General features: G+C 59.7%; 18 protein-coding genes. 8 read left to right on the plus strand and 10 right to left on the minus strand.

Annotated elements, in window-relative coordinates; genetic code table 11:
- Positions 1-15 precede the first annotated feature (15 nt).
- The 5 genes from AACY30_RS08540 to AACY30_RS08560 all read right to left on the minus strand — a co-directional run bounded on the left by AACY30_RS08540 (position 16) and on the right by AACY30_RS08560 (position 2,747).
- On the minus strand, positions 16-480 hold the full coding sequence (locus AACY30_RS08540; protein WP_339470149.1) for an LTXXQ domain protein: 465 nt from the start codon (positions 478-480) through the stop codon (positions 16-18).
- Between the two features lie 170 nt (positions 481-650).
- Complete coding sequence (locus AACY30_RS08545; protein WP_339417163.1) at positions 651-1,328, minus strand: response regulator transcription factor; 678 nt, start codon at positions 1,326-1,328, stop codon at positions 651-653.
- 7 nt (positions 1,329-1,335) lie between these two features.
- Complete coding sequence (locus AACY30_RS08550) at positions 1,336-1,743, minus strand: translation initiation factor 2 (RefSeq protein ID WP_339417162.1); 408 nt, start codon at positions 1,741-1,743, stop codon at positions 1,336-1,338.
- A gap of 106 nt (positions 1,744-1,849) precedes the next feature.
- The gene (locus tag AACY30_RS08555; protein ID WP_339540155.1) at positions 1,850-2,149 is read right to left on the minus strand and encodes a YciI family protein; all 300 of its coding nucleotides are present in this window, start codon (positions 2,147-2,149) and stop codon (positions 1,850-1,852) included.
- A 1-nt stretch (position 2,150) separates the two neighbouring features.
- Positions 2,151-2,747, minus strand: a complete 597-nt coding sequence (locus tag AACY30_RS08560; RefSeq protein WP_314568617.1) for a septation protein A — start codon at positions 2,745-2,747, stop codon at positions 2,151-2,153.
- 87 nt (positions 2,748-2,834) lie between these two features.
- Here AACY30_RS08560 and AACY30_RS08565 point away from each other — a divergent pair, with 87 nt between their 5' ends.
- The 6 genes from AACY30_RS08565 to rluB all read left to right on the plus strand — a co-directional run bounded on the left by AACY30_RS08565 (position 2,835) and on the right by rluB (position 7,713).
- Positions 2,835-3,698 (plus strand): PHP domain-containing protein, encoded by an 864-nt coding sequence (locus AACY30_RS08565; protein WP_339540156.1) that lies wholly within the window; start codon positions 2,835-2,837, stop codon positions 3,696-3,698.
- 13 nt (positions 3,699-3,711) lie between these two features.
- Positions 3,712-4,341, plus strand: coding sequence for an L-threonylcarbamoyladenylate synthase (locus tag AACY30_RS08570; protein ID WP_339540157.1), 630 nt, complete (start codon positions 3,712-3,714; stop codon positions 4,339-4,341).
- Between the two features lie 120 nt (positions 4,342-4,461).
- A complete protein-coding gene (locus AACY30_RS08575; RefSeq protein WP_175403020.1) occupies positions 4,462-5,160 on the plus strand; it encodes a segregation and condensation protein A in 699 nt (232 codons plus the stop codon).
- A gap of 12 nt (positions 5,161-5,172) precedes the next feature.
- Entirely contained in the window at positions 5,173-6,117 is a 945-nt protein-coding gene (gene scpB / locus AACY30_RS08580) for an SMC-Scp complex subunit ScpB (protein ID WP_339540158.1), read from the plus strand.
- Positions 6,118-6,168: 51 nt separating this feature from the next.
- The gene (locus tag AACY30_RS08585) at positions 6,169-6,360 is read left to right on the plus strand and encodes a DUF1289 domain-containing protein (RefSeq protein ID WP_339417156.1); all 192 of its coding nucleotides are present in this window, start codon (positions 6,169-6,171) and stop codon (positions 6,358-6,360) included.
- Between the two features lie 144 nt (positions 6,361-6,504).
- On the plus strand, positions 6,505-7,713 hold the full coding sequence (rluB, locus tag AACY30_RS08590; RefSeq protein WP_339470153.1) for a 23S rRNA pseudouridine(2605) synthase RluB: 1,209 nt from the start codon (positions 6,505-6,507) through the stop codon (positions 7,711-7,713).
- 107 nt (positions 7,714-7,820) lie between these two features.
- On the opposite strand, the gene AACY30_RS08595 is transcribed toward rluB, so the two are convergent.
- Positions 7,821-8,780 (minus strand): leucyl aminopeptidase, encoded by a 960-nt coding sequence (locus AACY30_RS08595; RefSeq protein ID WP_339470154.1) that lies wholly within the window; start codon positions 8,778-8,780, stop codon positions 7,821-7,823.
- Positions 8,781-8,853: 73 nt separating this feature from the next.
- Positions 8,854-8,991 carry a hypothetical protein gene (locus tag AACY30_RS08600; RefSeq protein ID WP_003175756.1) on the minus strand — a complete coding sequence of 46 codons (138 nt, stop codon included), beginning with the start codon at positions 8,989-8,991 and terminating at the stop codon, positions 8,854-8,856.
- A 637-nt stretch (positions 8,992-9,628) separates the two neighbouring features.
- Between AACY30_RS08600 and AACY30_RS08605 the strand changes: the two genes are divergently transcribed.
- Both AACY30_RS08605 and arfB read left to right on the plus strand, forming a co-directional pair.
- The gene (locus AACY30_RS08605) at positions 9,629-11,050 is read left to right on the plus strand and encodes an amino acid permease (protein ID WP_339470155.1); all 1,422 of its coding nucleotides are present in this window, start codon (positions 9,629-9,631) and stop codon (positions 11,048-11,050) included.
- Positions 11,051-11,161: 111 nt separating this feature from the next.
- Complete coding sequence (gene arfB / locus AACY30_RS08610) at positions 11,162-11,575, plus strand: alternative ribosome rescue aminoacyl-tRNA hydrolase ArfB (RefSeq protein WP_016975416.1); 414 nt, start codon at positions 11,162-11,164, stop codon at positions 11,573-11,575.
- Here arfB and AACY30_RS08615 read toward each other — a convergent pair.
- From AACY30_RS08615 to AACY30_RS08625, 3 genes are all read right to left on the minus strand, one after another.
- Positions 11,572-12,768, minus strand: a complete 1,197-nt coding sequence (locus tag AACY30_RS08615; RefSeq protein ID WP_339470156.1) for an MFS transporter — start codon at positions 12,766-12,768, stop codon at positions 11,572-11,574. The two genes, arfB and AACY30_RS08615, sit on opposite strands and share 4 nt — an antisense overlap.
- A 105-nt stretch (positions 12,769-12,873) precedes the next feature.
- The gene (locus AACY30_RS08620; protein ID WP_065873565.1) at positions 12,874-13,056 is read right to left on the minus strand and encodes a hypothetical protein; all 183 of its coding nucleotides are present in this window, start codon (positions 13,054-13,056) and stop codon (positions 12,874-12,876) included.
- A gap of 367 nt (positions 13,057-13,423) precedes the next feature.
- Positions 13,424-13,735, minus strand: coding sequence for a DUF962 domain-containing protein (locus AACY30_RS08625; RefSeq protein ID WP_049711785.1), 312 nt, complete (start codon positions 13,733-13,735; stop codon positions 13,424-13,426).
- Positions 13,736-13,842: the final 107 nt, after the last annotated feature.

Consider the following 13,842-nt stretch of genomic DNA (forward strand, 5'->3'; position numbering starts at 1 on the left):
GTTAATGGGAGGGCATTATTGCGCTTTTTGCGGCTGTTGCGCTTTCCAGGCTTGGAATTCCTTCCATTCGGCACGACGCTGTTCTTGCTTCTTGACGATCTCGTCGAACTTTTTCTGCTGGTCAGGCTTGAGTACCGCGCGGATATCGGCCTGGGTTTTCAGCTTGCCGGCGGCGATTTCGTCCTGCATGGCTTTCTGGTCAGCGGCTGGCAGTTTGTCCAAGTACTTCTTGGTCAAGTCTTTGCGAGCGTGCCATTGGTCGCCCATCAGTTTGCCGATCTGCTGGCGCTGTTCCTTGCTCAGGTCCAGTTGGCTGAAGGGGCCGCCTTTGCCACGCGGACCGTGTTCACCGCCGTGGCCCGGGCCACCCATCATGTGACCTTCCGGGCCACCCATCGGGCCTGGGCCTTCCGGCATTGCTGCCATGGCAACGGTCGGCAGGGCAGCGGCGAACATCAAAGCGATAAGGGTCTTGCGCATGGTGATTCTCCTGTCTCTATTCCGGTGAGTCCGGATGTGAGTAGATTACGCAGATCAAGGTCAGCCGCCGTCAGGAGAGGGTAAAGGTTTGGTAAGGGGAGGGGGGGCAGCTGCAAGTTTTTAGCTGCAAGCGGCAAGTAAGAGCTGTTCGCTTGCAGCTTGCAGCTGCTTTAAAGACTGTAATAGTAACCACGGCTACGCAATGCCACGATCCGCGGCCGGCCATCCGGGTGCGGGCCGATCTTTTTGCGCAGGTTGCTGACGTGCATGTCCAGGCTGCGATCGTAAAGGGTCAACTTGCGGCCCAGGGCGATCTGCGCCAGTTCCTGTTTGTCCAGTGGCTCGCCGGGTTGGCGTAGCAGGGCTTCCAGCAGACGACTTTCAGAGACGGTGAGGGTGAACTCCTGTTCATCGATGCTGACCACGCCGCGCACCGGGCTGAAGCACAAGTCGCCCAGTTCCAGCTGTGAGGACACGGCAGCCGGGTGGCTGCGGCGCAGCACGGCGCGCAGGCGAGCGGTAAGCTCGCGCGGGTCGCAGGGCTTGGCCAGGTAATCGTCGGCGCCCAGTTCCAGGCCGAGGATGCGGTCCAGGGGTTCGCCGCGGGCCGAGAGCATCAGCACCGGCAGCTCCGGGTGGTCGTTGCGCAATTGCTTGAGCAGCTCCAGCCCGCTGCCGTCGGGCAGCATCACGTCGAGCACCACCGCCGCCGGGGCGCTGTCGGCCAAGGCTTTGCGTGCGCTCAAGCCGTCATGGCAGGCGCGCACCTGGAAGCCTTCCTGGCTCAGCCAACGGGTCAGCAGCTCGCAGAGCTCCTGGTCATCATCTATCAGTAACAGCTCGCTCATGACTCACTCAATTTAGCCATTGTCGACGGCGACGGTGCCCACCGCTGGCGAAGATCCCGCACAGCAGGGCGATCAGAGCGACGGCCCCGCCGGTGACAAACCATTGCTGTTGCTCGGTCAGCCAGCGGGTCAAGGCGCCGCCCTGTGAATCTTTGAGTTGCTGGGCCAGGCGTTGATTCTCTTGGCGAAGGCGACTCAATTGGGCGCTTTCGCGGGAGGCCTCCGCACTTTGCAGCTGCTTGCCCAGTTCTTCACGCTGGCGTTCGCTTTCTTTCAAACGTTGCTGCAACTCGGTGATCTGGGCGCCGGCACTCAAGGACAGGGGCGTGGAACTGCCGGTGTTCGAGGTTTCTTCAGCGTGGGCCGTAGCCCCGATCATTAACACTGCCAACAGACACAACTGACGTAAGCGCATCGGAACTCCTGATTCCACACGAATATTCAGAACGTTGTCGGCAGGTTACTCAGAATAATGAGCAATTAGGAGCGCGCCGAACTGAAATGGTTCGGCGCGACCTGAGTCAAGGCAGGACTTGCTTGAACGGCTTGATCACGACGTCAGCGTAAACGCCTGCTGCAACGTAAGGATCGGCCTTGGCCCAAGCCTGGGCATCGGCCAGGGAAGCGAAGTCGGCGACGATCAGGCTACCGGTGAAACCGGCATCGCCTGGGTCATTGCTGTCCACCGCCGGATGCGGGCCAGCCAATACGATACGGCCTTCGGCTTGCAGCTGTTTGAGGCGCTCGACGTGCGCCGGGCGCACGGAAAGGCGCTTTTCCAGCGAGTTGGCAACGTCGGTAGCAATGATGGTGTAGAGCATGTCAGTCCTCGGTTTTTGGCGTGGTAGGGTCGGTGTCATGCAGATGGCGCGACAGGTAAATACCCTGGGCAACCAGGAACAGCACGGTCATGCCAAGGCTGCCGAAGACTTTGAAGTCGACCCAGTAGTCCTGGAAGGTGAACGCCACGAACAGGTTGGCGGCGCCGCAGAACAGGAAAAACACGATCCAGGCAATGTTAAGGCGCACCCACACCGGCTCTGGCAGGGTCAGGGCATGGCCCATGATCCGCTTGATCAGCAGGCGGTCACCGATGAAATGGCTGCCGATAAACGCCAGGGCGAACAGCCAGTTCACCACCGGGGCTTTCCATTTAAGGAAGGTTTCGCTGTGAAAGGCCAGGGTCAGGCTGCCGAAGACCAGGCACGCAACCAGGGTCAGCCATTGGCTTTTTTCCAGCTTGCGCTGGGAGATGAAGAGGGCGCCGTAGACCACGAGTGAGCTGATGATGAGCACGGCGGTGGCGCTGTAGATGCCCCCGAACGTCAGCTCATGGCCGGCCAGATCAATGACCCTGGGGTCGAGTTTGTAAACGATGAAAAACAGCAACAGCGGGATGAAGTCGATGAATTGTTTCACAGTAAGAGCCAGAAGCTGGATGTGGCGGCATAATAACAAACATCCTTGGTAGCGAAAGCGCCAGCTGACTTGAGGTTACAAAGCCCTGTGAATGTTGATTTGCACTGCCACAGCACGGCCTCCGACGGCGCCCTGGCGCCTGCGGTACTGGTTGCGCGTGCGTTTGAAAAAGGCGTGCGAGTCCTTTCGTTGACCGACCACGACACCCTCGAAGGGCTGGACGAAGCCCGCGAAACCGCGCAGGCGCTGGGCATGCAGCTGGTCAACGGTGTGGAATTGTCCTGCACCTGGGGCGGCGCCACCATTCATGTGCTTGGCTACGGGTTTGATCAGAAAGCCCCGGCATTGGTGCAGGCCATCGCTAATTTGCACGATGGCCGTTGGCTGCGGTCAGAAGAAATAAGCCGCAAACTCGGCCTTAAAGGCATGCCCAATGCCCTCGACGGCGCCCGCGCCATCCAGCAGGAACTAGGCGACAGCGGCAACGCACCGGCCCGGCCGCATTTTGCCGACTGGATGGTACGTGAAGGTTTTGTTAAAGACCGTGCCGAAGCCTTTCGCAAATGGCTGGGCGCCGGCAAGTTGGGGGATGTGAAGTTGCATTGGCCGACCTTGGAAGACACCGTCGAGACCCTGCGCGCCTCCGGGGCCTGGGTCAGCCTGGCGCACCCTTGGCATTACGATTTCACCCGCAGTAAGCGCCGCAAGCTGATCAGCGACTATATTGGTGCGGGTGGCCACGCGATTGAAGTGGTCAACGGGCATCAACCCGCCGAACAAGTGGGCAGCCTGGCGATTCTTGCTCGCGAATTTGGTCTGCTGGTCAGCGCCGGCAGTGACTTTCATGGCCCAGGCGGCTGGTCCGAGATCGGCGAGTATCGCCAGGTCCCGGAGGACTTGCCGCTCTTGTGGGGGCGATTCAAGCATGACCCCATTATTGCCACCGTCTGAACAGGTAGAACACGTGAGTCAATTTTTCCAGATTCATCCGGAAAACCCCCAGGCGCGCCTGATTAAACAGGCCGTCGAGATCATTCGCGCCGGCGGCGTGGTGATCTACCCAACGGATTCGTCCTACGCTATTGGTTGCCAGATCGGCGACAAGGGCGCGGTAGAGCGTGTAAGGCGACTGCGTGACCTGGACAAGAACCACAACTTTGCGCTGATCTGCAGCGACTTGTCCCAACTGGGGCTGTTCGCCAAGGTCGACACCGGCACCTTCCGCCTGCTCAAGGCTCACACGCCGGGCCCCTACACGTTCATTCTCAACGCCACCCGTGAAGTGCCGCGCCTGCTGCTGCACCCGAAGAAGCGCACCATCGGTCTGCGCGTGCCGGAGCATCCGATTGCCCTGGCGCTGCTGGCCGAGCTGGGTGAGCCACTGATGAGCGTGTCGTTGATCATGCCCGGCGACAGCGAACCGCTGGAAGACCCGTACGAAATGCGCCAGCGCCTGGAAAAACAGGTGGACCTGATCATCGACGGCGGCTTCGGGGGTGGCAAAGCCTCTACGGTGATCAACCTGGCCGACGGCGAACCGGAGGTAATCCGTGTGGGGTGCGGCGACCCGGCTCCGTTTATGGTTGAGGCCTGAATGTCGTCTGTGGAAACCGTCGACAGCCAGGCCGGCGCCCAGCAGGAACTGCCATTTGCAATGGTGTATGGCCAGGCCGTGCTGGAAATGCCGCTGGACTTGTACATCCCGCCGGACGCCCTGGAAGTCTTCCTTGAAGCCTTCGAAGGCCCGCTGGACTTGCTGCTCTACCTGATCCGCAAGCAGAACATCAACATCCTCGACATCCCGGTGGCGGAAATCACCCGTCAGTACATGGGCTATGTCGAGTTGATGCAGTCGGTGCGCCTGGAACTGGCCGCCGAGTACCTGGTGATGGCCGCCATGCTTGCCGAGATCAAGTCGCGCATGCTGCTGCCGCGGTCGGAGACGGTTGAGGCCGAAGAAGACGACCCGCGCGCCGAACTGATCCGTCGCCTGCAAGAATACGAGCGCTTCAAGGCGGCCGCCGAAGGCATCGATGGTTTGAGCCGGGTCGGCCGTGACGTGGTGGTGCCCAAACTCGACGCGCCCGAGGCCCGTGCGCGCAAGTTGCTGCCGGACGTGAGCCTGGAAGAATTATTGATGTCCATGGCCGAGGTATTGCGCCGTGGGGATATGTTTGAAAGCCACCAGGTCAGCCGCGAAGCGTTGTCGACCCGCGAGCGCATGAGTGATGTGCTGGATCGCCTCAAGGGTGGCGGGTTTGTGCCTTTTGTCGAACTGTTTACGAAAGAAGAAGGGCGCCTGGGGGTGGTGGTGACGTTTATGGCGATCCTTGAATTGGTCAAGGAGTCCTTGGTCGAGCTGGTCCAGAATGAGCCTTTTGCGGCTATCCACGTGCGGGCGCGAGCCGAATAAAGAGCTGAATCGATGAATCTGACTGAACCCCGCGAACTGGCGACGCTGCTGGAGGCTTTTCTCCTGGCCTCGGGTAAACCGCAATCCCTGGAGCGCTTGTTCGAACTCTTTGAAGTGTCCGAGCGCCCTGAGCCGCCGGTGTTCAAGAAGGCGCTGGAGATATTGCGCAAATCCTGCGACGGCCGTGCCTTTGAACTGCGCGAGGTGGCGTCGGGTTATCGCCTTCAGATCCGTGAAAAGTTTTCCCCGTGGGTTGGGCGTTTATGGGAAGAGCGCCCGCAACGTTATTCGCGTGCAATGCTGGAAACCATGGCGCTGATCGCCTACCGCCAGCCCATCACCCGAGGCGAGATCGAGGACGTACGTGGCGTGGCGGTCAATAGCCATATCGTCAAGACCTTGCTGGAGCGCGAGTGGATCCGCATCGTTGGCTACCGTGACGTTCCCGGCAAACCGGCGATGTTTGCCACCACCAAGGTGTTCCTCGACCACTTCAACCTGAAAAACCTCGACGACCTGCCGCCGCTCGCCGAACTGCGCGAAATGGAGCCAGACCCGGTGCTGGACTTCGACGACGCCCCCGTGCCCGCCAGTTTGCAAGCGTTGGCGGATGCCAGTGCCGAGCCGGAAGAGCCGAAGGACGAGACCAGTTTCCACACGTTGTTGCTGGAGCTGGACGACATGGAGCAGGGGATCAAGACCGACTTCGACGATTTGCTGCGTGACGGCGCGGTTGAACCTGAAACCCAGCTGAACGTTGAAGTTGAGCCTGAAGTCGAACCTGAGATTGAGGTTCAGCCTGAGCCCGAGGAAGATAGCCTCGGCGTCGCCGAAGCCCGCGAGAAACTCCTGGCCGCCGTCGCCGCCCTCGAACAGCCGCCGCTGAGCGACGAAGAAGACGAAGCCCGCGCCCTGGCCGAAGCCATCGAAAACGAGCGCCGCGAGTTCGAAGACTGACGCGAGCAAACCCGCTCCCACATTTGATTATTGTTGCCAGGGAGAAATCATATGAGTTCAACCAAAGACCCCTGCATCAGCGTCTGCAAATTCAGCGACGACATTTGCGTCGGCTGTGGCCGCAACAAGCGCGAAATCCGTGCCTGGAAGAAACTCGACAAGGTCGACAAGCGCACAGTGTTGGCCGAGGCCGAGCTCCGATTGCTGGCGCTGGGCGCCACCGGTCGGCGGAAAAGCAAATGACTTGGGCCATATCGACTAGTCTCTGATGCGCAACGCGCGTCATGCGCGTATGATTCGCGACCCTTTGCCGAGCTATTCGGCCAAGGCCCCGCTTTCAACACTCTTCAGGCCACGCCTGAATCGACCCACCGGGAGGTGCTTAAGATGAACGACAAAGACCAGAACGACAGCCAGGAAATCGGCCCAGCAGGTGAAAAACTGCAAAAGGTGCTGGCGCGTATCGGCGTGGGCTCGCGCCGCGACGTCGAAGCCTGGATCACTCAGAAGCGCATCAAGGTCAACGGCGTCGAGGCCACCCTCGGCCAGCGCGTCGACCTGCACGATGCAATCACCATTGATGGCAAGGTCATCAAGCGTGAAGAGGCCGCCGAATCGGTGCGCCGCGTGATCATGTACAACAAGCCCGATGGCGAGATCTGCACCCGTGACGACCCGGAAGGCCGTCCGACCGTGTTCGACAAGATGCCTAAGCCAAAAGAAGGCCGTTGGATCAACATCGGTCGTCTCGACATCAACACCACCGGCTTGCTGATGTTCACCACTGACGGTGAATTGGCCAACCGCCTGATGCACCCGTCCTACGAGATGGACCGCGAATACGCTGTGCGTGTGCGTGGCGAAGTCGATGACGAGATGATCGAGCGCTTGAAAGCCGGCGTGGTGCTGGAAGACGGCCCGGCCAAGTTCACCGATATCAAGCAGGCCCCAGGTGGCGAAGGTTTCAACCACTGGTACCACTGCGTGGTGATGGAAGGTCGTAACCGTGAAGTCCGTCGCCTGTGGGAATCCCAGGGTCTGGTGGTCAGCCGCCTGAAGCGCGTGCGTTTCGGTCCGGTGTTCCTGAACTCCGACCTGCCGATGGGCCGCTGGCGCGAAATGAGCCAGTACGAAGTCGACATCCTCAGCGCCGAAGTCGGCCTGACGCCAGTCGCGATGCCGCAGATGAACGCCAAGAGCAAAGACAAGCTTGAGCGTATGCAGCGTAAATCGTCGCGTCCGGTTGCTCGTACCGAGCGCGTTGCCCGCACCCTGCGCCCTGCGCTGAATGCACCGGCTACCGGCGGTCGTATTTCCCGTGAGCCGCAGATCGAAGGCGAGCGTCGTCCAACCGCGCCATCGCGCCAGGAAGGCGAGCGTGCTCCACGCACGCCGCGCCCAGCTCCGGCCGGTGGTCGCAGCAATCGCGGTGAAGCGGATCGCCCCGCCGACAGCGCCAGCACCAAGCGTCCAGCCAAGCCGACGGCAAACAAGCGCCCCGGCCCGAAACTGGTCGCGGACGAGCCGTCGGGCAAGCGCCGTGGCGCTCCGGCCGGTTCGGGTCAGCGTCCTGGTTTTGGTCGTAAGAAGCCTTAAGAGCAGCGGCAAGCTTTTAGCTTCAAGCTGCAAGAGAAACGCGCTGGCCCTCACAGGTTGGCGCTTTTTTTTGCTTGAAGCTTATAGCTTACGACTTGTAGCTGGCTCTAAAACGCAAATCTCCCATCAAAAACCGGTTTATCGTCCAGGGCCAAAGTCCCACTGGCAAAGATCAGGTCCAGGTGATGGCTGCCTTTCTGCCCACCTCCCAAGCCCAAATGCAACCCACAATGGCGCTCCTCAAACCCGGCATTGCGCGCATACAAATCCTTGACCCCTTCATTGGTACCAATCCCCAATTCCTCCACGCGCCGGTTGGACGGGTTGGCATTCAGGTACTTGTTGAAGTCATCGGCCAACCCCGGCACCTCACTGGCTACGCTGCAGACGGTCGAGTGCTCGATCCACAGCTCCAGCGGTGATTGCAGCACGCCATATTTGCGTGCAAACGGGATGGTGCTGAGAAAGGTGCCGACAAACCGCACCTGGCCATTGATGGCTTCGCTGTGGGTCGCGATCTCGCCGGGTGCGAGGTCGTGGTTGCCGATGCCGTTGATATTGGTCCACTTCTTGATGCTGCTCAGCGGCGCCTCCAGCCGCGAGCCGTGCTTGTCGGTGAAGCGCAGCACATTGGCCTGGGACATGCGCCGGATCAACGTGGCATTGAGGTCGGCAATGCGCTGTGGCTCGACGCTGAAGGTGTCGTAGAAATAGTCGCCGTAATCCTTGAACAGCAGGGATTTCTTCCAGTGCTCGGCCATCACGCCCTGCAGCGCGCGGATAAAGTCCGGGCCTTCGGCGCGTGGGTTGGGCAAGGTCGAGGAATCGTATAAAAACAGATAGAGGTCGCAGGCTTCGATGGCTTGGGCCAGCGCGTCGCTGGCGGCCAGGTCCAGGCGCTGCACCTGGAAATTGAAACGGGCGGCGCTGCTGTGGGTGATCGCCTGGGCAATGGCGTCGTAGCGCTCGGTATGGCCCAGTAACACGGTGGGACGATTCAGGCCGCTGAGGGCCGGGTGGTGCGCGAGGTAGTAGAGAAAGTGTTCGACGGCGCGGGCCTTGTCCATGACGTGCATCCTTTTGTGCCTTGGGTAAGGGTGGCAGGTGCCGTGCACAGCACCTGCCGGATACCTGCCGATTTTAGAAAGGCCACATCGCGGTGCCGAACGGCACGACGGCATCGGCTTGCATCATTTCAACGGCGGCCTCATGGGTCGGCGCTTCAAACCAATCGTCGAGTTGCAGTTCGGTTTCCAGGTCGTTTTCCAGTGCTTGCATGGTGTATCTCCTAGAGGACGGTGTTTGAGAACGGCTTGCCAACGGGCTGCGCTGGGCAAGTGGGATGAACCTAGGAGAGCCTGTTTCAGAATGCAAAATATTTATTGACACGGTTCCAATTGAATAATTTTTTCTGTTTTGGGTCGTCAGCTTTTTTTTCATAAAAAACAGCAGGCTGATCAGGATGATTTTTAAGAAGTTTCCCGTCGCCAATTTTCCGTGAGTTCACGCTTGTAACGTAGATTTTCCGCGCTGTAACGATTAATTGACGATAAAACCGCGTGCTTGTTGAGCGGTGAAGTACTGTAAGAAATGCCTGACAGATCGTCGCATGCACCGTTGCGGGGCGGCCTCAAGCTGTCGAGCGGTGTACAATCCGCCGCGTTTTACTGTGACGCCCTTGCGTACCCACGCAAAAGGCCAAGACCTCAGGGTTATCGACCCTGATCACTCCGCCCGGCCACGAGCCAGACGGGTTCGATTTCGTCACAGATAAAAATAAACAGGTGACGCATGACCGTTAGAAAGACGCTGTACTCCTGGTGCCTGCGCTGGGGTTTGAGCAGCGCTGCTTGAGTCGAGATTCAAGGCAGCAACGTGCATTCAACATCATCAAACCTTGCGTGAGATCCTTTTCATGAGCGGACCCCATTCCTCTTCAGGCGAGCTGAAACGCGGCTTGAAAAATCGGCATATCCAATTGATCGCCCTCGGTGGCGCCATCGGCACCGGCCTGTTCCTGGGCTCTGCCGGGGTGCTCAAATCCGCCGGCCCTTCGATGATCCTGGGTTATGCCATCTGCGGCTTCATTGCCTTCATGATCATGCGCCAGCTCGGCGAAATGATCGTTGAAGAGCCGGTCGCTGGTTCCTTCAGCCACTTTGCTCACAAGTACTGGGGCGGTTTCGCTGGCTTCCTGTCGGGTTGGAACTGCTGGATCCTGTACATTTTGGTGGGCATGTCGGAGCTGACGGCCGTCGGCAAATACGTGCATTACTGGTGGCCGGAGATTCCGACTTGGGTCTCGGCGGCAGCGTTCTTCGTGCTGATCAACCTGATCAATCTGGCCAACGTCAAAGTCTTTGGTGAGGCTGAGTTCTGGTTCGCCATCATCAAGGTGGTGGCCATCGTCGGCATGATCGCCCTGGGCAGCTACATGCTGGTCAGCGGCAGCGGCGGGCCGCAGGCTTCGGTGACTAACCTGTGGGAGCACGGTGGGTTCTTCCCTCACGGCGTCGGCGGTTTGGTGATGGCCATGGCGATCATCATGTTCTCCTTCGGTGGCCTGGAAATGCTTGGCTTCACCGCTGCCGAAGCGGACCAGCCACGCACCGTGATCCCGAAAGCGATCAACCAAGTGATCTACCGCATCCTGATTTTCTACATCGGTGCTCTGGTCGTGCTGTTGTCGCTGACACCGTGGGACAGCCTGCTGACAACCCTCAACGCCTCCGGCGATGCCTACAGCGGCAGCCCGTTCGTGCAGGTGTTCTCGATGCTGGGCAGCAACACCGCCGCGCATATTCTTAACTTCGTGGTCCTGACGGCGGCGCTGTCGGTATACAACAGCGGCACTTACTGCAACAGCCGCATGCTGCTGGGCATGGCCGAACAGGGTGATGCGCCCAAAGCACTGGCGAAGATCGACAAGCGCGGCGTGCCAGTGCGCTCCATCCTCGCCTCGGCGGCGATCACCCTGGTGGCGGTGTTGATGAACTACCTGATCCCGCAACACGCACTGGAACTGCTGATGTCTCTGGTCGTGGCTACGCTGGTGATCAACTGGGCGATGATCAGCTTCTCCCACTTCAAGTTCCGCCAGCACATGAACCGCACCGGCCAAGTGCCGTTGTTCAAGGCGCTGTGGTACCCGTATGGCAACTATGTATGCCTGGCGTTCGTGGTGTTTATCCTGGTGATCATGCTGATGATTCCAGGGATTCAGGTGTCGGTGTACGCGATCCCGGTGTGGGTGGCGTTTATGGCGGTGTGTTACTGGATCAAGAACAAGCGCGCTGCGCAGCCGTACCCTCACGTGGTAACGCCAGCCGCGAAGTAACCCTTTGGCGTGTTGAGCAAACCCGGACCTGCGCCGGGTTTGCTGTTTCAGGGGCAAGGGCAAGGCGCATTCGCGTATCCTTGGATACCTTCGACCGGAACCCTTTGCCCAATGCTGGTGATTTCCAACAACGTGCACCTGCCCGACGCCGAGATCGAGCTGACCGCCATTCGCGCCCAAGGCGCCGGTGGGCAGAACGTGAATAAGGTGTCGAGCGCGGTGCACCTGCGTTTTGACATTCCGGCGTCGTCGCTGCCGGAGTTCTATAAGGAGCGGCTGCTGGCGCTGCGCGATAGCCGTATCACCAGCGAAGGCGTGCTGGTGCTCAAGGCCCAGCAATACCGGACCCAGGAACAGAATCGAGCGGATGCGCTGGAGCGTTTGGTGGAGTTGATTCTCAGCGCCACCAAGGTCGAGAAGAAGCGCCGCCCGACCAAGCCGACCCTGGGCTCGAAAAAGCGTCGCCTCGAATCCAAGACCAAGCGTGGCAGCATCAAGGCTGGGCGCGGCAAGGTCGACTTTTAGTCGCCGCGCGCTTCACGGGCCTTGGGTGCCTGGCGGTACAGGTACACGCTCAGTAGCAAACCACCCAGGGCGGCGAGGGCGGCGAACAGGAAGATCGACGCAAAGCCGAAGCCAGCCGCCACGGCCCCGGCAAGCGGGCCGGTGATGCCCAGCGATAAATCGATAAACAGCGAATAGGCCCCCACCGCCGAGCCACGGCTGGACGCCGGTACCAGGTTCACTGCCTCCACCCCCAACGCCGGAAACACCAGGGAAAAGCCGAAGCCGCTCAACGCCGCGCCGGCCAGGGCCAGGTTGGCGTCCGGCGCCAGCCACAGCAACAGCAGCCCTAGGATTTCTACCGACAGGCAGGCAATCGCCACGCGAAAGCCGCCGATCCGGTTGATCAGGTTACCGAACAGCAAGCGCGCGCTGATGAAACTGGCGCCGAACAGGCTCAGGGCCCACACCGCGTTATCCCAGTGCTGGGTGGTGTAATACAAGGTGATAAACGTGGCGATGGTGCCAAAGCCGATGGAGCCCAACGCCAGCGCGCAGCCGTGGGGCAATACCCGGCCCAGTACATTCATGAACGGCAGGCGCACGCCAGCGACGATCGGCGCTGCGACTTTGTTCCAGGCCAGCAATAAGCCGACGACCGCCAGCAGAATGATGCTGACGCCCATGCTCCATAGCCCGAAGTTTCTCACCAGCAGCACACCCATAGGTGCTCCTACTGCCAAGGCGCCATAGCTGGCGATGCCGTTCCAGGAGATGACTTTGGCGGTATTTGCCGCACCGACCCGGCCGATGCCCCAGCCGATGGCGCCCGAACCCACCAGGCTTTCAGCGCTGCCTAGGACCAGTCGGCCAATCAGCAGGCTGCAGAGGCTCACGGCAGGCACGCTTGAAAACCACGCCGCGAGCAGCATGAACACGCCACTCAGGCCACAGCCCGCTAAACCGATCAGCACCGCACGCTTGCTGCCCAGGTTGTCGATGATTTTGCCCGCGTAGGGGCGGCTCAGCAGGGTGGCCAGGTATTGCACGCTGATCACCAGGCCGGCAATCACCGCGCCGTAGCCCAGTTCACTGTGGACATAGCCTGGCAATACGGCCAGGGGAATGCCGATATTCAGGTAGCCGATAAAGGTGAACAGTACGATGGAAACAACGTGCAGCGTGACCGCCATGGGGCGCTGGGTATCTGGCATGGGGAGAGGTCCACTGTCGCAGCAGGTAAAGATAGGCTGCTAATGATACCGGTGGTTTGGCCCGCGCAGGGCGGTAAAACGCAAAAACCTCAGGTCACAAAGAACTCAGGTTTGCGCAGGGGCCAGCAATTGCGTAGTGACCAGGGCGGCCAGCGCGTTTTCCTGGGTGCCGAAGCGCTTGAGCAGCACGGCTTGTTTGTCTGCGCTGAGGCGGTTCCAGACCTCGACCATCTGCAGGGCAGCATCGAGTACGGCGGTGTCCGGGGGAGTGGGGGAGGAGTCAGTCATGGCAGGTATCTCGGATGATTCAGGCAGTGTGGAAAGCGCTCAAAGCTGCGCTTTCCACACGGTCTGATACGGCGTCAGTCCTGGCTTTTGCTGTCGACTGGTTTTGCTTCTTTGGCCTCAGGCTGCTTGTCGCTGGCCTGCTGCGGTGTTGGCTGCTCTGTAGGGTGCAGGCTTGGGAAGGGGAGATTAGGTATCTCGTGCATTGTCGTCGCTCCTCGCAAGGTCTGTTTTTTCAATCGCAGGTGATTGCGCGCTCTCAAAAAGCCTTGGCAGGATACAGCACTGTAAATGACAAATAGACTTTTATCTCGACGAATAGGTGACCCTTGATCCTGCAAACGCAAGTGACATGGGGTCACACTTACCTTTAGAAAGGCACTTTGCCCAGGATCATGTCGCGATACATCACAAAATCCCCGAGCAAGCTGTAGAACGGGTGCTGAAACGTCGCCGGGCGGTTTTTTTCGAAGAAGAAGTGACCGATCCACGCAAAGCTGTAGCCAGCAATCGGCACGGCAATCAGTAGGCCCAGCGAGCCTCTCCCGATGGCGTACGCCAAAATCCCGATCACCAGCGTGGTGCCGATAAAATGTAGGCGCCGGCACGTGCTGTTGCCGTGCTCGCTCAGGTAATAAGGGTAGAACTCAGCAAAGCTATTGAATTGCTTGACGTTTTCCACAGTGACTGGCCCTTTGATTGTTATGCCGCCCAACAGGTGTTCGGCGGGGAGCTTATTTGAGTCTAGAGTGATCAGTGGTAACGGCCAGTGACAATAGATGCCACTTT

Source organism: Pseudomonas sp. RA_5y_Pfl1_P24, assembly GCF_963970945.1.
Classification (GTDB): domain Bacteria; phylum Pseudomonadota; class Gammaproteobacteria; order Pseudomonadales; family Pseudomonadaceae; genus Aquipseudomonas; species Aquipseudomonas tritici.